The organism is Bacteroidota bacterium (assembly GCA_017303905.1).
GTDB lineage: Bacteria > Bacteroidota > Bacteroidia > B-17B0 > Aurantibacillaceae > JAHEYG01.
The window spans coordinates 1,216,971-1,240,368 of sequence record JAFLBH010000001.1 but is presented as its reverse complement, the minus strand read 5'-3'; the positions used below and the strand labels follow the sequence as shown (position 1 = coordinate 1,240,368).

General features: G+C 37.6%; 18 protein-coding genes. 3 read left to right on the top strand and 15 right to left on the bottom strand.

Annotation, left to right across the window (positions count from 1 at the left end; translation table 11 throughout):
* Positions 1-32: 32 nt before the first annotated feature.
* From ftsZ to mraZ, 13 genes are all read right to left on the bottom strand, one after another.
* A complete protein-coding gene (gene ftsZ, locus J0L69_05210) occupies positions 33-1,610 on the bottom strand; it encodes a cell division protein FtsZ (protein MBN8692572.1) in 1,578 nt (525 codons plus the stop codon).
* Between the two features lie 94 nt (positions 1,611-1,704).
* The gene (ftsA, locus tag J0L69_05205; protein ID MBN8692571.1) at positions 1,705-3,054 is read right to left on the bottom strand and encodes a cell division protein FtsA; all 1,350 of its coding nucleotides are present in this window, start codon (positions 3,052-3,054) and stop codon (positions 1,705-1,707) included.
* Positions 3,055-3,059: 5 nt separating this feature from the next.
* Positions 3,060-3,869: a hypothetical protein gene (locus J0L69_05200; GenBank protein ID MBN8692570.1), complete on the bottom strand. Its 810-nt coding sequence runs from the start codon at positions 3,867-3,869 to the stop codon at positions 3,060-3,062.
* Positions 3,866-5,257, bottom strand: coding sequence for a UDP-N-acetylmuramate--L-alanine ligase (locus J0L69_05195; GenBank protein ID MBN8692569.1), 1,392 nt, complete (start codon positions 5,255-5,257; stop codon positions 3,866-3,868). The genes J0L69_05200 and J0L69_05195 overlap by 4 nt, the downstream gene beginning before the upstream one ends.
* A 32-nt stretch (positions 5,258-5,289) precedes the next feature.
* The gene (gene murG, locus J0L69_05190) at positions 5,290-6,417 is read right to left on the bottom strand and encodes an undecaprenyldiphospho-muramoylpentapeptide beta-N-acetylglucosaminyltransferase (protein ID MBN8692568.1); all 1,128 of its coding nucleotides are present in this window, start codon (positions 6,415-6,417) and stop codon (positions 5,290-5,292) included.
* A complete protein-coding gene (locus tag J0L69_05185) occupies positions 6,386-7,486 on the bottom strand; it encodes an FtsW/RodA/SpoVE family cell cycle protein (GenBank protein ID MBN8692567.1) in 1,101 nt (366 codons plus the stop codon). Before J0L69_05185 ends, murG begins: the two co-directional genes overlap by 32 nt.
* Positions 7,487-7,590: 104 nt before the next feature.
* Positions 7,591-8,940, bottom strand: a complete 1,350-nt coding sequence (gene murD / locus J0L69_05180) for a UDP-N-acetylmuramoyl-L-alanine--D-glutamate ligase (GenBank protein ID MBN8692566.1) — start codon at positions 8,938-8,940, stop codon at positions 7,591-7,593.
* A 1-nt stretch (position 8,941) separates the two neighbouring features.
* The gene (locus J0L69_05175; protein ID MBN8692565.1) at positions 8,942-10,201 is read right to left on the bottom strand and encodes a phospho-N-acetylmuramoyl-pentapeptide-transferase; all 1,260 of its coding nucleotides are present in this window, start codon (positions 10,199-10,201) and stop codon (positions 8,942-8,944) included.
* A 1-nt stretch (position 10,202) separates the two neighbouring features.
* A complete protein-coding gene (locus J0L69_05170) occupies positions 10,203-11,666 on the bottom strand; it encodes a UDP-N-acetylmuramoyl-L-alanyl-D-glutamate--2,6-diaminopimelate ligase (GenBank protein ID MBN8692564.1) in 1,464 nt (487 codons plus the stop codon).
* The gene (locus J0L69_05165) at positions 11,667-13,778 is read right to left on the bottom strand and encodes a transpeptidase family protein (GenBank protein ID MBN8692563.1); all 2,112 of its coding nucleotides are present in this window, start codon (positions 13,776-13,778) and stop codon (positions 11,667-11,669) included.
* The gene (locus tag J0L69_05160) at positions 13,779-14,234 is read right to left on the bottom strand and encodes a hypothetical protein (protein MBN8692562.1); all 456 of its coding nucleotides are present in this window, start codon (positions 14,232-14,234) and stop codon (positions 13,779-13,781) included. It lies immediately after the preceding gene.
* 28 nt (positions 14,235-14,262) lie between these two features.
* Positions 14,263-15,171 (bottom strand): 16S rRNA (cytosine(1402)-N(4))-methyltransferase RsmH, encoded by a 909-nt coding sequence (rsmH, locus tag J0L69_05155; protein MBN8692561.1) that lies wholly within the window; start codon positions 15,169-15,171, stop codon positions 14,263-14,265.
* Entirely contained in the window at positions 15,164-15,634 is a 471-nt protein-coding gene (mraZ, locus tag J0L69_05150; GenBank protein MBN8692560.1) for a division/cell wall cluster transcriptional repressor MraZ, read from the bottom strand. Before mraZ ends, rsmH begins: the two co-directional genes overlap by 8 nt.
* A 273-nt stretch (positions 15,635-15,907) precedes the next feature.
* Here mraZ and J0L69_05145 point away from each other — a divergent pair, with 273 nt between their 5' ends.
* Both J0L69_05145 and J0L69_05140 read left to right on the top strand, forming a co-directional pair.
* Complete coding sequence (locus J0L69_05145; GenBank protein MBN8692559.1) at positions 15,908-16,759, top strand: 1-acyl-sn-glycerol-3-phosphate acyltransferase; 852 nt, start codon at positions 15,908-15,910, stop codon at positions 16,757-16,759.
* 71 nt (positions 16,760-16,830) lie between these two features.
* Entirely contained in the window at positions 16,831-17,478 is a 648-nt protein-coding gene (locus tag J0L69_05140) for a SprT-like domain-containing protein (protein ID MBN8692558.1), read from the top strand.
* Here the strand turns inward: J0L69_05140 and J0L69_05135 are convergent.
* The gene (locus J0L69_05135; GenBank protein MBN8692557.1) at positions 17,461-18,471 is read right to left on the bottom strand and encodes a LacI family DNA-binding transcriptional regulator; all 1,011 of its coding nucleotides are present in this window, start codon (positions 18,469-18,471) and stop codon (positions 17,461-17,463) included. The genes J0L69_05140 and J0L69_05135 overlap by 18 nt on opposite strands.
* Positions 18,472-18,847: 376 nt before the next feature.
* Here J0L69_05135 and J0L69_05130 point away from each other — a divergent pair, with 376 nt between their 5' ends.
* Positions 18,848-20,110 carry a pyridoxal phosphate-dependent aminotransferase gene (locus J0L69_05130; GenBank protein ID MBN8692556.1) on the top strand — a complete coding sequence of 421 codons (1,263 nt, stop codon included), beginning with the start codon at positions 18,848-18,850 and terminating at the stop codon, positions 20,108-20,110.
* 69 nt (positions 20,111-20,179) lie between these two features.
* Here the strand turns inward: J0L69_05130 and secDF are convergent, their stop codons facing one another.
* A complete protein-coding gene (secDF, locus tag J0L69_05125; GenBank protein MBN8692555.1) occupies positions 20,180-23,320 on the bottom strand; it encodes a protein translocase subunit SecDF in 3,141 nt (1,046 codons plus the stop codon).
* Between the last annotated feature and the right edge of the window lie 78 nt (positions 23,321-23,398).

Below are 23,398 nucleotides of genomic sequence, written 5' to 3'. Positions count from 1 at the left end.
GGAAGCGGCTTTTTATCTTAGGACTTGTTTAATTAATCCACATTATCATGCAGAAAAGAGTTATTCGGACGAATCTCGATTTTTTTGTCGTCACCTTCTGATAAAGTGAAACGAGATACTTGTGATTCAGATGACGGCGTTTTGTTCTCCAATTGGATGTTCTTACGCGCAAAGGCTGTCTCTTTTTCTAATTGCGCTAAACCATCCGGGCTTTTCATCTTTAAGGTAATTTCTTTCAGCTTGCGTATACGCTCTTGCGCTAAACGAATTTGCTCTTCACGAGAAACTGTTTCAGTATGACTTTCTTCAGAAGTTGTATCCGTTGTTTCGCTATTTACTGTATGGAAAGTAAATTCAGTAGTAGTTGTACTTTCAGAAACTGTTTCTTCTGTTTTGCTTTCAATAGTAGTTTCGGTTGTATTAACGGTATAGGTAATTTCCTCCTGCTTTGTTTCAATTACAGTTGGCACTACATTCACAACAACCGGCTCTTCTACTTTCTCTTCTGTTTTAGTATACACAAACGGTTCAGCTTTTTGAACTTCGTCAACAATACTGGTTTGCTTTACTTCTGCAACCGGCTTCACTTCCGGCTGATCTAAACTTACCACCTTACGGTCTTTATTTAAAATCGGCGGCTCATAACCAAATGATTTTGTATTAAATCCGGTTGCGATAATTGTTACCGATACGCTATCACCTAATGAAGGATCAGTACCATAACCTGTAATTAATTCTGCTGTACCACCAGCAGCTTCCTGAATGAAGTCAGTGATTTCTCCAAATTCATCCATATCGATATCATCAGAACCACTCATGATATTTAATAACACATGACGTGCGCCGCGGATATCATTATCATTTAATAATGGTGAATTTAATGATTCTTCTACGGCACGCAATGCACGCCGTTCTCCGCTCGCTATCGCAGAACCCATGATAGCCACACCACTGTCTTTCATTACTGTTTTCACATCGTTGAAGTCAACGTTGATATGCATGTGTAAGCTGATGATTTCAGCGATACTTTTTGCAGCACCGGTTAATACATCATCGGCATGAGCAAAAGCTTCACTCATTTTTAAGTTGCCGTATATTTCACGCAATTTATCATTACCAATAACTAATAAAGTATCTACATACTTTTTCATTTCTTCCAAACCTTGCTCGGCTTGAGCACGACGTTTCTTACCTTCAAAGGCGAAAGGAATAGTAACTATACCAACAGTTAAAATACCTAATTCTCTCGCCACTGAAGCAATCACAGGCGCCGCACCGGTACCCGTACCACCACCTAAACCGGCAGTGATGAACACCATTTGCGTGTTATCTTCTAAATATTTGCGAATCTCTTCTACTGATTCAATAGCCGCTTCACGACCTACTTCAGGAATTGAGCCTGCGCCTAATCCTTTTGTTAAGTGTGAACCTAACTGAATTTTATGAGGAACCGGACTTTTTTCCAAAGCCTGGTGATCCGTATTACAAATGATAAAATCTACTCCTTTAATACCTAAGCGGTACATATGGTTAACGGCGTTACTTCCGCCTCCACCTACACCAATTACTTTGATAATTGAGTGTTCGTCTTTTGGTAATTCAAATTGCATCATGTTGGTATATTTATTAGTTATTAGTTTTTAGTTATTAGTTTTTAATATTTAGTGTTTCATCTATTAAAAACTCAACACTTAACATTCATCATTATTCAATATCGTCGCTCATCCAATCTTTGGCTCTGGTAATTAAAGTATCAAAGAATGTTCCTGCTTTTTTCTTGGAATGATCGACCACTTTCTTTTCTTCCTTCTTTTTTTCTTCTTGTGTTACTTCAGCCACTTTCATGGTATTGTTTCCTCGCTTCGCTTCGCGCTCGTATTTCTCAATACCCTTCATTACTAAACCAACACCGGTTGCATATAATGGATTTTTTAATTCATCATCAGCAGCTGCTAAATGTTCGTTTGGTGTTCCAATGCGGCAATCCATTCCTGTCGTTAACATCACTAATTGAGGTAAGTGCTTTAACATAGAACCACCACCGGTTACTACAATTCCTGCTGATAATTTACGCTCGTAACCTGAGTTTTTAATTTCAAATAAAACGAACTCTAAAATTTCTTCCATACGCGCCTGAATAATCTGCGCTAAGAATTTCACTGAAATTTCTTTGTGCGGACGACCGCGTAAACCAGGAATAGAAATAATTTCATTTTCCTGATTTTCCTGCGCTAACGCAGAACCAAATCTGATTTTTAATTGCTCCGCTTGTGTTTTAATAATACTGCAACCTTCTTTAATATCATCTGTAATAATATTACCTCCGAAAGGAATTACAGCAGTATGACGAATAATGCCATCATAGAAAATAGCCACATCGGTTGTTCCACCACCAATGTCAACTAAAACAACACCGGCTTCTTTTTCTTCATCACTTAAAACCGCATCAGCACTTGCTAATGGCTCTAAGTGTAAATCCACTGTTTCTAATCCTGCTCTGTTAACGCATTTAAAAATATTTTTAACCGCAGAAACTTGTCCGGTAATGATATGGAAATTTCCTTCCAGACGAATACCTGCATGTCCGATTGGGTTTTTAATTCCGATTTCGCTGTCGATGATATACTCCTGAGGAATCACATGGATAATTTCTTCACCCGGACTCATTACTAAACGGTGCATGTTATCGATCAAAGTATCTACATCCTTTTGATTAACTTCATCATCTAAAGACTGACGTGTAATCATTCCACGGTGTTGAACACTCTTAATGTGTTGCCCGGCAATACCTACGATTACTTCGCCAATATCAACGTTTGCTTTATCTGCAGCAATGGCAACAGCAGCTTTAATAGAAGCTACAGTTTGCTCAATATTAACAACAACGCCACGAGTAACGCCTAATGATTCAGCCTTACCAATGCCTAGAATTTCTACTTTGCCGAATTCATTTTTACGGCCTACAATTGCAGCAATTTTAGTTGTACCAATATCCAATCCAACCACTAAATCAGATCCCTGGTTTTGATTGCTTGAGTTAACTGCGTTTTCCATAAATTTTACTTTTTGGTGCAAACCACCTGGTTTTTATATTTTAAATTTACTATAGCGTATTTATTCCAATTATCGGTTTTGTTTAAGCCTTCGTTGTAAAACAATTTCAGTTTTTCAAATTTTTCAGCAATATCTTTTGCTTCTCCAAAAATTATTTTGTGTCCGCCTACTGAAGGATACATTTCAAATTCACGCTCCTCATTTATACTCAATTGCTGAATCAAGGGATTAAGAATTGAGTCGTTAGTGATGTAAGTTGCCATTTCATAAATATCATCCAACATACTTACTTCGCTAAAAATTTCGTTTTTAGCGATTTCCTTCACTGAATACATGTTGCGGCGAATAAAAGGCTCGTAAATATGTCCGTTTACAACCAGTACTCTTGCTGTGAATTTGTCGCTCAATGGCATTAGTTTACTTTGTGAATCGATGTAGTAACTTTCTCCACTCATGGTAATCACTCTAACAAGTGGGGTGCGTTGAAGCACATCAATTTTTACATCACCATTCACCGAAACACTTAAGTCAGCGTTTTCGATGGCGGGATGTGCATTTAATGCTTTTTCGAGTGAATTGATATCGATGTTTTTTAATTCAGCATTCAGAATAACATCGTTGCGCTCTTCAAAATAACGCTTAATATCATCTTCATCCACAAAATCATTTTCACCGGTTTGGTTAACATTAATCTCCAATTGTTTTGCAACAATTTTGGTTTCCTTTTTGCTAACAAAAGCCAGCGAAGCCATTAAGCCCGATAATGCAATAATCCAAAGAACTGTAATTAATATTTTTTTATAGTTTACTTTCACTTTATACGTTGCTTTAGCAACTCTTCAATTGGTGTAACCAGTTTATCGATATCCCCTGCTCCCATCGTCATTAACACTTCTGTATTTTTATTTTTCAAAAATTCCAGAACATTTTCTTTTTGTACCAAATGCTTATTCGACGATTTCATTTTGTCTAACAACATTTGTGAGTTGACACCCTCAATCGGTAATTCGCGTGCCGGATAAATTTCAAGCAGTATGCACTCATCCAGCATGTCCAAACTTTTTGCAAAATCATCCGCAAAATCGCGGGTGCGTGTAAATAAGTGTGGTTGAAATATGCCGGTGATTTTTTTATCGGGATAAAGTTGTTTGGCTGCTCCAATGGATGCTTTCAACTCTTCCGGATGATGTGCATAATCGTCAATGTAAATTACATTTTCTGATTTCACTCTGTAATCGAACCTGCGTTTAACACCTTGAAAAGAACGTAATGCTTGTTTTATAGTTTCGCCTTTTATTCCTAACTGTTGTGCTATGGTAACTGCAGCTATGGAATTCTCTACATTGTGTAAACCGGGTAAGCCAATTACCACATCAGTAATTTTCTCAACCGGACTTACAATATCGTAATGAAAGGCGCCGTCTTTAACCTGCACCGATTCAGCACAATATTCCGTATTTAAATTTAGCGAGTAGATAAGCCTCTTATTGGTGAGCTTCAATTCGTTATCAACATTCTTTTTAACAATCAAACACCCATCGGATTTAACCTGTTTTGAGAAGAGAAAATAGCCTTCCAGTACGCTGTTTTTATCGCCGTAAATATCCAAATGATCCGCGTCTACACTGGTAATAACGGCAATGTGCGGACTAAGTGTCAGGAAAGAACGGTCGTATTCATCGGCCTCCACCACCACGTAAGCGTTGGCATCGCTCGGGTTTCCTAAAAGCAAATTGGTTCCGTAATTTTTTGAAATTCCACCCATAAATGAGTAGCAATTAATGCCCGCTGTTTTTAAGAGATGAGTAACCAAGGTAGTTGTAGTTGTTTTGCCATGCGTTCCGGCAATCGCAATGGTTTTGAATGATTGTGTTATTTCACCTAGAACCTGCGAACGCTTTTTAATGTTAAATCCGTTACTTTCCAAATAAACATACTCAGCATGATTTTTTGGAACGGCCGGCGTATACACAATTAAAACCTCCTCGGGTTTAAATCCGGAGAGAATGGATTTAAGCAGTTCAACATCTTCATTATAGTGGCACTTTATATTTTCCCCTTCTAATTCCTTGGTAAGTACAGTTTGAGTTTTATCATACCCCTGAACATTCTTACCATAATGATTAAAGAAACGGGCCAATGCGCTCATGCCTATTCCGCCTACACCTAAGAAATAATATAATTTATAATCGAGTATCTTCATTCGTATTACGTTCGTAATTCAGAGAATAGATTTTACAAGTTGTACTTTGCCAGCTTTAAAACTTCCTTGGCAATTACATTAGCCGAATTATGATAAGCTAATGGCGCCATGTTATTTTCTAATTCGCTCTTCAATGATTCATTATTAATTAAGGCTACCGCTTCTTTCACTAACTTTTCTTTACACTCTGTGTCCTTCACTAAAATTGCCGCTTTCTTATTCACTAATGCCATGGCATTTTGCGTTTGATGGTCCTCAGCTGCGGTTGGAAGCGGAACTAAAATAGAAGCCTTTTTCACGATACACAATTCTGAAACCGCACCTGCACCTGCACGTGAAACAACAGCATCGGCAATCGCGTAGGCTAAATCCATTCGCGAAATAAAATCTACCGCTTTAATATTTTTGGATTGGAATGGACTTGCTTGTTGTTTGGCCTTTTCGAAATATACTTTTCCTGTCTGCCAAATTAGCTGAATGTTATTATCAGCTAAAACCTGTAAGCCTTCGCCTATTCCTTCGTTGATTCCCTTCGCTCCCAAACTTCCACCAATCACCAATAAAGTTTTTTGAGCAGGATTTAATCCGAAAAACTTTTGTCCTTCTTCTCTTAAATGTGAAACATCTTTTATATCCTGACGAACCGGATTGCCCGTAAGCATAATTTTTTCTTTCGGAAAGAATTTCTCCATGCCATCATATGCCACACAAATCTTTGCCGCCTTTTTTGCCAACCATTTATTCGTTACACCCGCGTATGAATTTTGTTCTTGGATTAAAGCCGGTACATCCATTGAAGTAGCTGCACGTAATAACGGTCCGCTTGCATACCCGCCTGTTCCTACCACCACATCCGGTTTAAATTCTTTTACTATGGAACGTGCTTTTAAAATACTTTGAATTAACAGAAAAGGGAATTTCAGATTGGCTAATGTTAATTTACGTTGAATACCAGCAATGGGTAATCCGATAATTTTATAGCCGGCAGCTGGAACCTTTTCCATTTCCATTTTCCCCAGAGCGCCAACAAACAAAATCTCAGCTTCAGGAACTAATTTTTTTATTTCATTAGCGATAGATACTGCAGGGAAGATATGTCCGCCCGTTCCGCCACCACTCAATATAACTTTAAGCTTCTTCAAGGTTCTCTGTTGTTTTATCGTCACTACTTCTGCTAACACTTAAAATAATTCCTATGGCTATACAAGTAAACCAAATGGAAGTACCACCCATACTTACTAATGGTAATGGCTGACCAGTAACCGGAAACAAATTAACAGCCACCGCCATATTAATTAAAGCTTGAAAGACTAAACTGAATGCAAGACCCGAAGCTAAATAGCCGCCGAATGTTTTGTCTGTATCTCGCATAATGCGAATACCTCGAAATAAAAATATCATATAGAGAAAGAGCATTACAAAACCAATTAACAAACCATACTCTTCTATAATAATTGCATAAATAAAATCCGAAGAGGCTTGCGGCAAAAATGCGCGTTGCGTACTGTTACCCGGACCTTTTCCAATAACTCCACCGGTTGCAATGGCAATTTTAGCCTGCTCTGATTGATAATTACTTTTTGAATCGCCTTTAGAAAAATTTTCAATACGCGCTTTCCAAGTAGCTCCGCGTGGAATTGCGTTTGGAAATTGATAAATCACAACGCCCAATAATAAAGCAAAGGCGATACAAAATCCGAGGATGTAAAGTAAAAAACGAATTTTTACACGACCTACAAACATTAAAAACAAACAGTTTACGAAAAGCAATGCTGCCGTAGAAAAGTTGGCGGGTAATATTAAGGCGCAAACTAGTCCGATTGGTATTAATAAATACTTGAACAACGATTTGAAATCGCCTAGCTCTTCTTGCTTTGTTGTTAATACGCGTGCAACATACATTAGCAACATTAATTTAGCAATATCGGAAGTTTGGAAGGTAAGTCCGATTCCCGGAATTTCTAACCAGCGGCTTGCCTCGCCTGCGCTTACACCGCGCAATAATGTATATAATAATAATGGGATGGAAAGTATAAAACCGATTTGCGCGACTTTTGAGAATACCGTGTATTTAATTTTATGAAACACATACGTTAAACCAAATCCCAAGGTGATAATCACCATGTGTTTAAATAAATAATACTCGGTATTACCTTGCTTGAATTTATGTGCCAAAGTAACAATGGCGCTATAAACAACCAAGATGGAAATGAGTGATAGCAAGAGCATGATAGCCCATATCACCTTATCTCCTTTTAAATAATTAAAAAGTTTCACGCATTACCTCCTGTCTCCCTTTTTGAGGAAGACGATTTAATTGATCGGTTAATTTTTTACAAACTTCTTACAGCAGCTTTAAATTGCATACCGCGGTCTTCGTAGTTTTGAAATAAGTCAAAACTTGCGCATGCCGGCGATAACAATACTGCTTCACCTTTCTTAGCTAACTTGTAAGATGCAGCTACTGCTTCTGCTGCCGATTTAGTTTCAACGATAGTATCCACTACGCCTTCAAATGCTTTCAGGATTTTTTTGTTGTCAACTCCTAAGCAAACGATGGCTTTTACTTTGTGCTTTACAAGGTCTAACAATTCGTTGTAATCATTTCCTTTGTCTTGTCCGCCGCAAATCCAAACAGTTGGTTTTTGCATACTTTCAAGTGCATACCATGCCGAGTTAACGTTAGTAGCTTTTGAATCGTTGATGAACTCAACACCATTGATAGAAGCTACGAATTCCAAACGATGTTCAACATTTTGGAAATCCTGTAAGCTTTCGCGGATGGTTTCTTTGCGTACATCTACGATACGAGCTGCTAATGAAGCGGCCATTGAATTGTAAACATTGTGTTTACCTTGCAGAGCTAATTGTTCGATTGTCATAATTAAGGGATTTTGGTTTTGGTTTTTATAATTAAGGGTTATTTGGTTCTCATTTAAGTAAGCGCCATCGCCTTCAATTTTATGCTTGATGCTGAATGGCACTTTTTCTGCTTTGATTTGGTGATGCTTCATAAACTCACTCATCACTGCATCATCATCACAATAAACAAAAGCATCAGTTTCTGTTTGGTTTTGTGTAATCCGGAATTTTGATTTTACATAATTCTCGAATTTGTAATCATAACGGTCGAGATGGTCAGGCGTGATATTCAACAACACCGCCACATCGGCCTTAAACTTGTACATATCGTCTAATTGGAAACTACTTAACTCCAATACGTAGTAGTCGAAGTTTTCAGTAGCCACCTGATAGGCGAAACTTTTTCCCACATTACCACCTAAACCAACATTATATCCTGCTTTTTTAAGGATGTGGTAAGTAAGCATGGTGGTGGTGGTTTTTCCATTACTACCTGTGATGCAAATTTTCTTGGCATTGGTATAACGGCCCGCAAATTCTATTTCAGAAACAACCGGAATATTTTTCTCACGTAACTTTTTTACTAAATCGGCCTTTTCAGGAATACCGGGACTTTTAATTACTTCCGTTGCATTTAAAACTAAATCTTCTGTATGCATTCCTTCTTCAAAAGCAATTCCGTTTTCCTGCAATGGCTTTTTGTATTTATCCTTAATAAGACCTTTATCGGATACAAATACGTCATAGCCCTTCTGTTTAGCCAGAATGGCGCTCCCTACTCCGCTTTCGCCGCTACCTAATATGACAATTCTTTGTTTCAATTTATCTTAACTTAAGTGTTACAATAGTTAATACCGCCAATGCTAATCCAATAATGAAAAAGCGCATTACAATCTTCGACTCGTGAAAACCAACTTTTTGATAATGGTGATGCAATGGAGCCATTTTAAACAAGCGATGTGTTTGTGCGTATTCCAATCCGCGTTTTTTCTTTTGATACTTGAAGTAAAATACTTGCATGATGACCGAAAGATTTTCCACCAAGAACACACCGCATAAAATCGGAATCAAAAGTTCTTTGCGAATGGCGATAGCAAATACAGCAATGATTCCACCTATTGCTAAAGAGCCTGTGTCGCCCATGAATACTTGTGCCGGATAAGCATTGTACCATAAGAAACCAACGCATGCACCAACGAAAGCAGCGATGAATACCACCAACTCCGCTGTGTTTGGCAAATACATGATGTTCAAATAATCTGCAAACACCATATTACCGGAAACGTATGCTAAAATTCCAAGAGTAACTCCAATGATGGCACTCGTTCCTGCAGCCAAACCATCTATACCGTCGGTTATATTTGCACCATTAGATACAGCGGTAACAATTAATATTACCATTGGAATAAAAATGATCCAGCCGTATTTAGCGCAATCATCGCATAGCCATGAAATAAATTTGCCATAATCCAACTCGTTATTTTTTAGAAACGGAATGGTTGTTTTTAAGGTTTTAATTGGCGTACTAGCATACTTTGGTGCATGTAATTTCATTTCTGTTTGTCCGGAAATTTTTCCAATATCAGCACCGGTACTTTCAATGCGTTCCTTTATCACTACATCCGGATGGAAATACAATACGCTTCCTACTATCAATCCAATTCCGATTTGTCCGATTACTTTAAACTTGCCTTGTAAACCTTCTTTGTTCTTCTTAAATACTTTGATATAATCGTCTAAGAAACCGATGCCACCTAACCACACTGTTGAGATAAGCATTAAGATGATGTAAACATTAAGAACTTTAGTAAATAATAAAGTAGGAATGATAATGGCCAGAATGATAATTAAACCACCCATCGTTGGCGTGCCGGTTTTTTGTACTTGTCCTTCTAATCCTAACTCACGTATTGTTTCTCCGATTTGTTTGCGGCGGATAAATTCGATGATGCGCTTACCAAACACTAATGAAATCAATAGCGAAGTGATTAAAGCCAATGCTGCGCGGAAAGAGATGTATTGAAACACACCCGCTCCCGGAAAATCAAGTTTATCTAAATATTGAAATAAGTAATACAGCATATTAAATTCCCATTGCTTTAATCGTTTCTTTTAAAATTTCTAAATCATCAAATGGATGTTTCACGCCTTTTATCTCCTGATATTTCTCGTGACCTTTTCCGGCAATTAAAATGATATCGCCTTTTTGTGCTAAGGTGCAAGCTGTTTTAATCGCTTCTCTTCTATCGCTGATGCGTAATGTTTTTTTGAAATCACTTGCATCAACACCAGCTTGCATTTGATTTAAAATCTCCTCCGGATCTTCGCTGCGCGGATTATCAGAAGTTAAAATTACCTTGTTGCTATACTGACAAGCGATATTTGCCATCACCGGACGTTTTGCCGCATCACGGTCACCACCACAACCCACCAACGTAATTACATTTTCATTTCCTGAACGAATGTCTTTGATTGTTTCTAATACATTTTTCAATGCATCCGGTGTATGCGCATAATCTACAATACCAATAATTCCGGTTTCCGATTTCACATATTGGAAACGTCCTTCTACCGAATTTAAATTGCTTAATGTGGTAAGAATATTAATGACATCCTGCTTTAATAAATGTGCTGCTGCGAAAACAGCTAAAACATTATACGCATTAAATGTTCCGATCAACTTCACCCAAACTTCATGATTATTAATATTCAATAACAATCCGTTCAGATGATTTTCGATAATCTTACATTTATAATCGGCTACATTTTTAATGCTGTAGGAGTATTTATGCGCTTTAGTGTTTTGCAACATCACCATCCCGTTTTTATCATCTTTGTTAGTGATTGCAAAAGCTTCTTCAGGAAGATTATCAAAAAATCTTTTCTTAGCCTTAATGTACTCGTCAAATGTTTTGTGGTAATCTAAATGGTCGTGCGTGATGTTTGTGAATATGGCACCGGTAAACTGAACACCTGCAATTCTGTTCTGTACAACCGCATGAGAACTCACTTCCATAAAAGCGTAATCACATCCTTGTTCCACCATTACCGATAACAATTCATTTAAGGATAATGCATCCGGTGTTGTATGGGTTGAAGGAATAACAGTGTTATTGATTTTGTTTTGAACAGTAGAAAGCAATCCTACATTGTATCCAAGTGTTCTGAATAAATTAAATAATAAAGTAACCGTGGTTGTCTTACCGTTAGTTCCGGTAACGCCAACCAGTTTTAATTTCGTAGAAGGATTGTCGAAATAGTTACAGGCAATAAATCCTAGAGCGTGTGTTGAATCCGTTACTTTAATGTATGTTACATTTTCCTTTCTTGTTTCCGGAAGATCCTCACATACAATAGCAACAGCACCCGCTTCAATGGCTTTATCAATGTATGCATGTCCGTCGGTTGCAGTTCCGCGAGTTGCCACAAACAATGTATCCTTCTTTACTTTGCGTGAATCAAACGTAACAGAAGAAATAGCCATGTGTGTTGAACCAATCACTTCCTCCAAACGGGTTTTATATAATATGTCGCTTAATAATTTCACTTAGCTGAGTATTAAACTGATTTTATCACCTTTATTAAATTTCTTTCCGGCTTCCAGAGATTGTTTTTTTACGGTACCAACACCGAACAACTTTACATTTAATCCGTTATTCTCCAATAAAAACAAAGCGTCCTTCGCTGATAATCCTTGCAGATTTGGCATCAATCCTTTTTTCAAGGTGCTTTCGATGTTTGTTTCTACCAAAACAACTTTAGTTGAATCGCCGGTGCTTTTTGCAACGTACTTATTTCCATCAATGCCATTCTTTTTTGGTAAAGCAAATGCGTCGCATACTTTCTCTAATTCTTCTCCTTTAGATTTGATAACCTCAGGCGCTTTGGTTAGTAGGTTTTGTTTTGTATTAATTGGCTGAATGAAATCAAGGCTTCCTGAATATACTTTTTCAGCAATTTCTTTAAACACCGGTCCTGCTACTAAGCCTCCATAATAAACGCCATTACTTGGCGTATTAATTAGAACAATGCAAGTATAAAGTGGATTATCAGCCGGGAAATACCCAACGAATGAGGCCTGATATGTTTTTTCGTAAATACCGTTCTTGGAAATTTTTGCAGTACCTGTTTTTCCGGCAACCGGGAACGCGCTCACATTTAATCCTTTTCCTGAACCATTCTTAACCACACCTTCCATTAATTTTTTTGCCTTCGCTACAGTCTCCTTTTTTACAATTTGTTCGGCAATCACTTCGGCTTCAAATTTCTTTACTGTTTTTCCGTTGCGTTGAATCTCTTTTACGAAGCGTGGCTTAATCATTTTACCATCATTAGCAATGGCGTTATAAAGGGTTAAAGTTTGAATTGGTGTTACTAAACTTTCGTAACCGTGACTAATCCAGGGCAATGAAGTTCCGTACCAATCTTTATTCTTTGTTTGCTTGATACGTGGCGTTGCTTCACCCGGAATGGTGATTCCTAATTTTCTATCCAGATGAAATGAATTTAATTTATCAATGAATTTTTGTGGTTCTTTCGAAAAATATTTTGTTACCAATTTAGCGACGCCTACATTCGATGAAGTTTCAAAAATACGCTGTACAGTTAAGGTTGGCGTTTCCGGCGCATGAGAATCTTTCATCTCCAAATTAGAGAACATAGCTTTACCATCACCTACAAACACTTTTTCCTCCAATGAAATATTGTACTCATCAATTACCGCCAACATAGAAGCCAACTTAAATGTTGAACCCGGCTCCGTGGCATAACCAATTGCATAATTTAAATTTTCAGAGTAAGAAGTCGAATCCTTTTGATTGCGTGTTAAGTTGGCAATGGCTTTAATTTCTCCGGTCTTCACTTCCATCAACACCACACATCCATATGACGCATTATTTTTAACTAAGGTTTTTAATAATGCATGGGATGCCACATCTTGTATGTTTACATCGATGGTTGTATACAAATCACTTCCGTCTTTTGGCTCAACTTCAAACTCATCATTAATAGGACGCCATACATCACCTGCAATTTTTTGCATTAAACGTTTTCCGGGTGTACCTAATAAAATAGTATCAAATGCGCCTTCGAGTCCAACCGGTTTAACTCCCTGACGGGATAATCCGATGGTACGTGCTGCTAACATTTTAAAAGGGCGTTCACGCTTATTCGTTTGCAACGTAACTAAACCGCCGCGGCGACCACGACGAAGAATCGGGAATTTTTTGAGCGCTTGTAAATCTTTGTATGGAACATTTCGTTTTAATACCACGTAATTATCACCTGAAGAACGGGCACTTTTTAAGATGCGCAAGTACTCGCGTTTGCTTTTATCTTTGAATAAATCGCTTAAGCATTGTGCCAAAGAATCCTTTTTACTGTTAAACAATTTATCATCGATGCCCGGTGCATTGATATCTACTGCCACTTCGTAATAAGGTAAAGAAGTCGCTAACAGATTTCCATTAGCATCAAAAATATTTCCGCGTACCGCTTCAATCTCAACTAATTTTGTAGTTAAGGATTCGGCACGCGCTTTCCAATGTTCACCTTCCTTAAATTGGATAACACAAATTCTGTAAAGAATAGTTACAGCAAACACACACATGAGTATGTATACAATGTAAGCGCGACTTAATATGTCTTTTTTATTCTCCACTTATTTAATTGCAACTGTTGAATCCACTTTAATCTTCATTGGCGGTACAATGGGTTCTTTTATTCCCAATGGTTCCGCGGCTTTTGCCACTTCACTTTGCTTACTCACAAACATTAAATCTGATTTTGTAGAAATGTATTCCGACCTCAACTCCTTTAATTCATTGGTGATTTTATTTACCTCACGCAATTTGTCATCGGCATAATAACCGTTAGCGATGTACAGAATTGCGATTAAAGCGAGGAACAAGATGAAAGGCACATGCTTAAGTGTGCTTTCATTAGTTAAAAATGTACCGCTGAATACAGCCGAAAGACCTTTGGCTAATACTCCTTTTTTGCGTCCGCCGCGGCGGATAGGGGGAGGGGTGTCCGTTGTTGATTTTTTTGAATCAACGTTTTCAACTTCTTTCTCTATAATTTCCTTTACAGGAACTTCTCTGAATTTGTTGGACACTTAGGTTTTTAGTTATATAATTAGTACTCTATATTTTTTCAGCCACCCGAAGTTTTGCGCTACGGGCTCTGCTGTTATTTTTAATTTCATCTTCGCTCGGAATAATTGGTTTGGAACCTAAAAGCTTAAATACTTTTTTACTTGTTCCGAAAACAATATCCTTTTCTTCAATGCCTTCAATATTTCCTGTCTTCATAATGTTCTTCACCAAACGATCTTCCAAACTGTGATAAGACATAATCACTAATCTCCCACCCGGTTTCAGCACTTCCACACATTGTGATAAACATTCTTTGAGTGCTTCCATCTCCTGGTTCACTTCCATTCTTATTGCCTGAAACACTTTCGCGAGGTAACGGCTCTCTTCAAATTTTGGCGTACAGGATTTAATCGCTTTTTTTAAATCATCGGTGGTTTCAATGGTTTCTTCATTTCGTTTTTCGATAATGAGTTTTACCAAGCGAAACGCGTTATCGATTTCACCATAATTTTTAAAAATGAAGAGCAGTTGCTTTTCATCATAATTATTAATGACTTCACGAGCCGACAAATCACTTTGTTGATTCATTCGCATATCCAATTTGGAATCAAAACGAATGGAAAAACCTCTTTCGGCAACATCGAACTGATGAGAAGAAACGCCTAAATCTCCCAAAATACCATCCACGCTGTTAAAACCATTTATACGTAAATAGTTTTTCAGAAAACGAAAATTTTGCGGAACAAAAATTAAACGATCGTCTTGAGGAACATTAGCAGCAGCATCCTTATCCTGATCGAAAGCAATGAGCTTACCGTTAGGTCCGAGATGTTTCAAAATTTCTTTTGAATGCCCTCCTCCACCGAAAGTGATATCAACGTATACACCATCAGGTTTAATATTAAGGCCTTGAATACATGCTTGTAAAAGAACGGGAATGTGATAATGATTACTCATCATCTCCATCATTAAAGTTTAATCCACCCAACACATCTTCAGCTAATTTTTCAATATTGACATCCTGGTTTAAGAAGTCCTCATACATTTTCTTATCCCAGATTTCAATCACATTATTACTACCTAAAACTTTGATATCTGTTTTAATATCAGCGTACTCAGTTAAAGCTTTCGGCAAAAGAATACGTCCGGTTGTATCGGCATCGCAAGCGGTAGCACCACCTGTAAACTTTCTTACAAAAACATCGTTGGCTTTTATTAGGCGGTTGAGTTTGCTCAATTTTTTGTTGAGCTTATTCCATTCGGCCACCGGATATAAAACCAAACATTTTTGGTGAAGATTTCGGTTAATCACAAAGCCTTGATCGAAGGCAGCCTCCAGTTGCTTCCGTAGATTAACCGGAAACATGATGCGGCCTTTGACATCCATCTTACAATCGTATTCTCCTATCAAACTGTTCATTACAAGGGTTTTCCTGTGATATGGGTCAAAAATACCCAAATTTTTACCACCTTTTACCACTTTAACCCATTTTTTACCACTTTTGTTGAAAACTTGGTTTCTGTTAATATTTTTGAAAGGAAAAAATGATTAATAAATAAAATTTGAAAGTGGCTTAAAACACAGAATTGGCGCGGCTTTCAAGGTCTTTGGGTCAGCGCTCGGATTTGAAAAAAGCCTTAATTTTTGATGCACAGATATTAACAAGTAATGTTAACTTTGCTGTCCCGTAATATGTCGGATCCTAAATTCATAGATGTTTCTAAAATTTTAAAGGAAAAGGTGCCACACATTGAAAAGTGGTTACCGGGTTTTACCATCAATTGGTTAAAACGCAAACTTCATGAAGAAGAGATTAATGACGCGATGGTGATTTTGAAAGATCTTTGCGGTTTGGAGTTTAACGCGAAGGGACTTGATTTACTGGGTGCTAAAATTGAATCAGTAAATGCGCATCATGTTCCAACTGATAAACGTATTATTGTTGCATCTAATCATCCACTTGGCGGACTAGACGGTATGGCTTTAATACGAGCTGTTGGCGAGATTCGTCCGGATGTTCGTTTTCTTGTAAACGATGTATTAAAGAATCTCAAAAATTTTGGCGATGTGTTTGTTGGTGTCAATAAAATTGGAGCGAATTCAGCAAAATCATTACGTAGTATGGATGAAGTATTGCGTTCAAATGACGCGGTATTAATATTTCCGGCAGGTTTGGTTTCCAGAAAACAAGACGGGCTCATCCGGGATTTAGAATGGAAAAAAAGTTTTGTTACACAGGCCATCGATCATAAACGTTTGATTGTCCCTACATTTATTGAGGGAGAAAATTCAAAATTCTTTTACCGTTTTGCCAATGCCCGCAAACGTTTAGGCATTAAAGGCAATATTGAGATGCTGTTTCTTCCGGATGAAATGTTTAAGCAGCGCGGACAAACCGTGCGTATCCATTTCAGTAAACCATTCGACGCGGCTATATTACACGATAAAAAATCACATCGCGAATGGGCAGCTCATTTAAAGCAATTTATTTACTCCAAAGAATTTCATCAGGGTATTCCGTTTGAGGAATACATGCACTTATAATCCAGTTTGTATTGTTGAAAATTTAATTTTTGCAGGAATCCACTCTGTGATGGATTCCGTAACTTTATTTTATGACAGCGCGCGAATTGCAATTTCAAAAAAACTGTGAAGTACTGAAAAAGTACATTCCGGAAGGCGCTGTTGAAACCATTGCACGATGGATTGTAGATTATGATTTCAAATTAAAAATCAAAAAAGAACGCAGCACCAAATTGGGCGATTACTCTTCCCCTCAAAACGGAATGAACCATGTGATTACGATTAATCACAACCTCAATAAATATTCCTTTTTGGTAACGCTCGTACATGAAGTGGCGCACTTAAGTACATTTAATAAATTTAAAAATACGGTGGCGCCGCACGGACAAGAATGGAAAAATGAATTTAAAATTTTGATGCAGCCTTTTTTGATAACTGAAATTTTTCCGGCGGATGTACTTTATGCTATTCGGAAATACTTGCAAAATCCGGCCGCTTCCAGTTGTACGGATACCAATTTATTACGGACGCTAAAACTTTACGACGAAAATTCACAGCAAATATTCTTAGAATATCTCCCGTATAAAAGTGTGTTTTTGTACAATGGGAATAAAGTTTTCGAAAAAGGAGAGCGCATACGAAAACGGTTCCGCTGCATTGAAATAGCAACCGGAACCGTCTATCTTTTTAATCCCTTAACTGAGGTCGAACTGTTCGAAGAACTAGCGAACAATCAATGAAGTTGGTAATACCAACATTGATTTGTTTTCCTTTTTACCGTCAATAATATCCAACATCAATAAACTAGCGTTTCTGCCGATATCATCCACCGGTTGTGATACCGATAATACAGGTTTATCAACGAGGTTAAACAAATCGATATCATCGAAACAAGCTAATTTCACTTTATCGTAATATTTGCTGAGCGATTTATCTTTGAAGGCCTTTAAAGTAGCTGTTCCTAAATGGTTATTCAATGAATACACCGCATCAATATCCGGATGCAGGTAGAACATTTTCTTTAAAGTTGTTAAAGTATCTTCCTGAATTTTATTGAAATTAATTGGTGCGATAAATTCAGAACCTAAATTTAAGTTGTGCTTTTCAGTTGCATCCACAAAACCCTTAATACGATCGTCGATGGTACTGATGTAAGAAGGCGTTACCGATAAACATAAAATTTTCTTGCAGCCTTTTTTAATTAAAGCTTCCACAATTTCTTTAGAGCCGCCATAGTTATCGGTTACCACAAAATTGCCATTAAATAAAGGCAGGATACGGTCGATAAATACAAGAGGTGTGCGTTGAAAACGCGGACTATTAAAATAATCGGAGTTCTTTAAAGTAGAAGCAATGATAATTCCATCTACACCTTGTTGATTAATGAGCATGTCGATTAATTTTTTCTCGCGCTCTTCATCTTCTTCAGTGCTACACACCATTAAATTATACCCACGGTCAAACAAAGTCGTTTCAATATTTTTAGCGATGGTAGAATAAAATGGGTTAGAGATGTCGGCCACAATCAAACCAATGAAATTACTTTTACCTGTACGAAGTGCTTTTGCAAACTTGTTAGGTGTGTAATCCAGTTTAGCAACGGCATCCAAAACAATCGCCTGCGTTTTTTTACTAATGCCATACTGATCGGCTTTTCCGTTCAGTACCATTGAGATTAAGGTTTTTGAATACCCTAATTGTTTCGAAAGATCTTCAAGTTGTAATCTTTTCATAGGCTTTGTTTTATTAGTCTAAATTATTTAGAATATTTAGATTGTTATTATATAAGTAAATATTGTAATTTAAATTGATTTAGTCAATAGATGCCCCCTGATTTTCGACGAATTAGGGGGAAAAATGCATAAAATACTAAATCTTTTTAGCTGAATTTAGGGATTTTAAAGACGAATTTAGGTGCCTGTTTAGCGATTTTAGATGGGTGGTTCATGGGGTCGCTTTTCAACTTCGCTTTCTGCTTTCGCAATTCTTCACTATTTGTTCTTCCTGTTGATAGTAAATCATTAGTTTTTACACCACCGGCTTTTAATTATTTGAGATTTACTTTACGTTTGCCCAAACTTTTTTACAATGAGTACCGCACAAAAACCAATGGATTTAAAAGTATCCAAATTAGCCGAAAACATTATCGGCTCAGAAATTATTAAACTCGCCGGCGAAGTCAACGAGAAAATTAAAAACGGCGAGAAGATTTATAATCTTACCATTGGTGATTTTAATCCGAAGGTATTCCCTATTCCAACCGAATTAAAACAAGCGATCGTTGATGCTTATTTTGATGATCAAACGAATTATCCTGCAGCCGACGGTATGCTCGAATTGCGTGAAGCAGTTTCTAAATTATTAAAAGAGCGTGGAGGTTTAAATTATTCGGCAGGTGAAATTTTAATTGCCGGAGGGGCGCGCCCCGTTATCTACAGTATTTTCCGCGCTATCGTGGATGCTAATGATACTGTGATCTTCGCTGTGCCATCCTGGAATAACAACCACTATACTTATTTAAATGGCGCTAAACCTGTAGTGATTGAGGCTACTCCTGAAAATAATTTCATGCCGAAAGCTTCAGATATCAAACCATTCATTCAACAAGCTTCTTTAGTGGCGCTATGCTCACCGCAAAATCCAACCGGTACTGTATTTAGTAAAGAAGGTTTGGAAGAAATTTGCGATATGATTCTTGCGGAGAACATTCGTCGCGGACCGGATGCAAAGCCTGTATACTTAATGTACGATCAAATTTATTGGGCTTTAACTCACGGCAACACGAAACACTACGATCCTGTTAGTTTGCGCCCTGAAATGAAAAATTACACGGTGTTTGTTGACGGTATCTCCAAATCATTAGCCGCTACCGGTGTACGTGTGGGCTGGAGCATGGGTCCGAAAAAATTAATTGATAAAATGAAAGCCATTTTAACGCACGTAGGTGCATGGGCTCCTAAAGCGGAACAAATGGCGAGTGCAAAATATTTGAGCGACCTCAGCAAGTATGATGTTTTCTTAGCGGAGCAAAAACAAAAAATCAGCGATCGCCTCGAAGGATTTTACAAAGGCTTCCAGCAATTAAAAGCGGAAGGCCATAAAGTAGATGCAATTGCACCACAAGCTGCGATTTACTTAACCATTAAATTTTCGTTGCACGGACAAAAAACAGCAGACGGAAAAGTTTTATCGACCACCAAAGATGTGACTAAATATATTTTGGATGAGGCAAAAGTGGCTGTGGTTCCTTTCTACGCATTTGGTGCAAGTGAAGACTCAGCCTGGTACCGTTTATCGGTGGGAACTTGTAAAATGGAAGATGTAGATGGAATTATTTCTAATCTTCGTGCAGCGTTAAAGAAGTTGTCTTAGTCACAACATATCTCAGTCAATAAAAAAACCCCGCGATTGCGGGGTTTTTTATTTTAAGTATATTTCAAATTACTTCTTCTTTTCTGTATCGAAGTCAACTACAATTGGAGTTGAGATACATAATGAAGAGTAAGTACCAATTACACGACCAATTAATAAGGCGAAGATAAATCCGCGGATACTTTCTCCACCCCAAATAAAGATTACCAATAACACGAAGAACACAGTTAATGATGTTAAAATGGTACGGCTTAAGGTACTGTTCAACGCGAAGTTGATTAACTTGTTACGCTCTTCACCTTGTACATCCGATTTTCCACTTTCTGCTAAACGCTCACGGATACGGTCAAACACAACCACCGTTTCAGTCATGGTGTAACCCATTACCGTTAAAATCGCCGCGATGAAATCCTGACCAATTTCTAAAGAGAATGGAAGGATACCGTCGAAAATCGTATAGAATGATAATACGATAAGCACGTCGTGGAATAAAGCCACAACCGAACCTAAACCGTATTGCCATTTTTTGAATCGGATAACGATATAAATAAACATTAATAAACATGAGAACAAGATGGAACCATAAGCACCATACACGATATCCGTTGCAATGGTTGGTCCCACTTTTTGCTGCTGCATGATTTCATACTTAGTGCCTAAAGTTTTTAAACCTGTATTTAAAGCTTCTTCCACTTCCTGATCAGCTGTTGCTGCATTATCAGATACACGGTAAGTAGTTGTGATTTTAACCTGGTTCGCGCTTCCTAAAGTTTTTACTTCCGGAGCTGATTCAAAAGGAGTCGCTAACGATTTTTTCACGTCTTCTGTATTCATGTCCTTTTCAAAACGAACTTGGTAAGTACGTCCACCTTTGAAATCAACACCTAAATTGAAACCACCGTTTTTAAAGTAGAATACAACACCAACAACAATTACCAAAGTTGAAATAGCGTAATATACTTTACGTTTTGCAACGAAATCGATACTTACATTTTTGAAGGCGTTACGTGTAGCGTTGTTGTCAAATGGAATTTCCATTTTACGCTCTAACATCCAATCGAAAATTAAACGGGTAATTAAAATCGCAGAGAATAAAGATGCGCCGATACCAATTAATAATGTAGTAGCAAAACCTTGAACCGGTCCTGTACCAAACACCATTAAGATAACCGCTAAGATGGCAAGTGTTACGTTAGAGTCAATGATAGAACTCATCGCATGCTTGAAACCTTCTTTAATAGATTGTGACGTTGATTTTCCTAATGCTAATTCCTCACGAACACGTTCGAAGATAAGGATGTTCGCATCCACTGCTAAACCGATGGTTAATACGATACCCGCAATACCCGGTAAGGTTAACACCGCACCAAGGGAAGTTAAGATACCCATGATGAAGAACATATTTGCGATCAATGCAACGTTAGCAACAACACCGGCTTTGTTGTAATACATCGCCATGAAAACTAAAATCACTAATAAGGCAATTACGAATGAAATTAATCCGGAATTAATTGCTTCTAAACCTAAAGTCGGACCAACAATATTTTCTTCAACGATACGAGCAGGAGCAGGTAATTTACCGGCACTTAAAATCGCTACTAAAGCGTCTGCTTCTTCGTTGGTGAAATCACCTGTAATTTGAGATTGACCACCTGCAATTTCAGATTGTACACGTGGTGCAGAGAACACCATGTTATCCATTACTACGGCGATACAACGACCTTGCTTATTACCTGAAGGCATGTTAGCCTTTGTTAAGTTCTTCCATTTAATAGCAGCTTCAGAGTTCATGCTCATGCTGATGTATGGATGCGCACCGCTCTTTTGATCGTAATCTTTACGAGCGTCGGTAATAATATCTCCGAATAAAGCAGCTTTACCGTTACGGTCTGTAATTTTAATTGCATACAATTCAAAGTATGAACCAACTACTTCACCACTTTGGTTTTTGCTCTCCTTCGCTTTTGAACTCCACATGAATTTCATTTTTGAAGGGAAGGCAGAACGTACTTTTTCGTTACGTAAGTATTCGTTTGCTTTTGCGGTATCTTCTTTGCTGTAAGCTAAACCAACAATAGGGCCCGGGGTGAAATACTGTTGTTTTCCATCGCTGTATAAGCTTGGCTTAATTGGAGCTAATTGAGAATATAATGGGTAACGCTTAATGAAGTTTTTGTAAGCAGTATCCTGAGCGTTTACAGAATTTGTGTTAGCAGCCAAAGCGGCTTTTGCAATACTATCTGCAGTACGGGAAGAATCACCAACTAAAGAATCTGCTTTTGCAACGTTAGCCGATAAGCTATCGGTTTTAGTTGAATCAGCAACAACAGGTGCTTCATCCGGATTCAATACTAAACGTAATTTTTCGTTTGCTTTTTCGAAATACTGAGCTACTTCCTGATTTTCGTAAGTTTCCCAGAACTCTAAGTTTGCAGTACCTTGTAATAATTCACGTACACGTGCTTTATCTTTTACACCAGGTAATTCAACTAAGATACGTCCGCTTGATTCTAATTTTTGGATATTTGGTTGTGCTACACCAAAACGGTCGATACGGGAACGGAATGTTTTTTCAGCGTTTGTAATTGACTCATCCACTTGCTGACGGATAAATTTGATTACTTGCTCATTGGTAGCGTTGTATTCGATTTTTCCTTTATTCTCGATAGTAGTGAAAATAGGAGCTAATTTTCCGTTTGGAGCAACTTGCTTATACGTTTTCTCGAATAAAGTAATGAAATCATCATTGTTTGCTTTACCTAAATTCTTTTGAGTTTCATCTAATGCTTTGTTGAAGTTTGCATCAGCACTGTTATTAGATAAATTCTTGATGATATCGATAACCGAAACTTCTAAAGTAACGTTCATACCACCACGTAAATCTAATCCTAAGTTGATTTCGCGTTTCTTACACTCTTCGTAAGTGTAGCTCGCAAATCCTAAACTGTAAGCTGGTAAATTCTTTACAGAATCTAAGTAACGATCAGCAACTTTCGTTTTTACCGAATCGATATAGCTTAATTCTTTTGTTGAATTTCCCTTAGCATAATCTTTTGCTTGTTGCATCACCTTTGGAGATGAAGCTAATCCTTCAGCGTAAGCTAATGCTTCTTGTTCAACACCTCTTGTAACCCATGTAAACGACAAATAGAAGATACAAGCCAGACCTAATAAGATTGCGAAAACTTTAATCGCGCCTTTGTTTTGCATAATGTTTTAAAATTTGATAAATATCCTAAAATAAGGGTGCAAATATATGATTTATGGTCGGAATTAGCAATTTAAGTT

What these genes read in the sequence shown, in the direction of transcription:
- J0L69_05195 (MBN8692569.1), bottom strand. Translation starts at nt 5,257, where the DNA reads ATGAAGATACTCGATTATAAATTATATTATTTCTTAGGTGTAGGCGGA.
- ftsA (MBN8692571.1), bottom strand. Translation starts at nt 3,054, where the DNA reads ATGGAAAACGCAGTTAACTCAAGCAATCAAAACCAGGGATCTGATTTA.
- ftsZ (MBN8692572.1), bottom strand. Translation starts at nt 1,610, where the DNA reads ATGCAATTTGAATTACCAAAAGACGAACACTCAATTATCAAAGTAATT.
- J0L69_05145 (MBN8692559.1), top strand. Translation starts at nt 15,908, where the DNA reads ATGTCGGATCCTAAATTCATAGATGTTTCTAAAATTTTAAAGGAAAAG.
- rsmH (MBN8692561.1), bottom strand. Translation starts at nt 15,171, where the DNA reads ATGAGTAATCATTATCACATTCCCGTTCTTTTACAAGCATGTATTCAA.
- secDF (MBN8692555.1), bottom strand. Translation starts at nt 23,320, where the DNA reads ATGCAAAACAAAGGCGCGATTAAAGTTTTCGCAATCTTATTAGGTCTG.
- J0L69_05175 (MBN8692565.1), bottom strand. Translation starts at nt 10,201, where the DNA reads ATGCTGTATTACTTATTTCAATATTTAGATAAACTTGATTTTCCGGGA.
- J0L69_05185 (MBN8692567.1), bottom strand. Translation starts at nt 7,486, where the DNA reads ATGCTCTTGCTATCACTCATTTCCATCTTGGTTGTTTATAGCGCCATT.
- mraZ (MBN8692560.1), bottom strand. Translation starts at nt 15,634, where the DNA reads ATGAACAGTTTGATAGGAGAATACGATTGTAAGATGGATGTCAAAGGC.
- J0L69_05140 (MBN8692558.1), top strand. Translation starts at nt 16,831, where the DNA reads ATGACAGCGCGCGAATTGCAATTTCAAAAAAACTGTGAAGTACTGAAA.
- J0L69_05135 (MBN8692557.1), bottom strand. Translation starts at nt 18,471, where the DNA reads ATGAAAAGATTACAACTTGAAGATCTTTCGAAACAATTAGGGTATTCA.
- J0L69_05130 (MBN8692556.1), top strand. Translation starts at nt 18,848, where the DNA reads ATGGATTTAAAAGTATCCAAATTAGCCGAAAACATTATCGGCTCAGAA.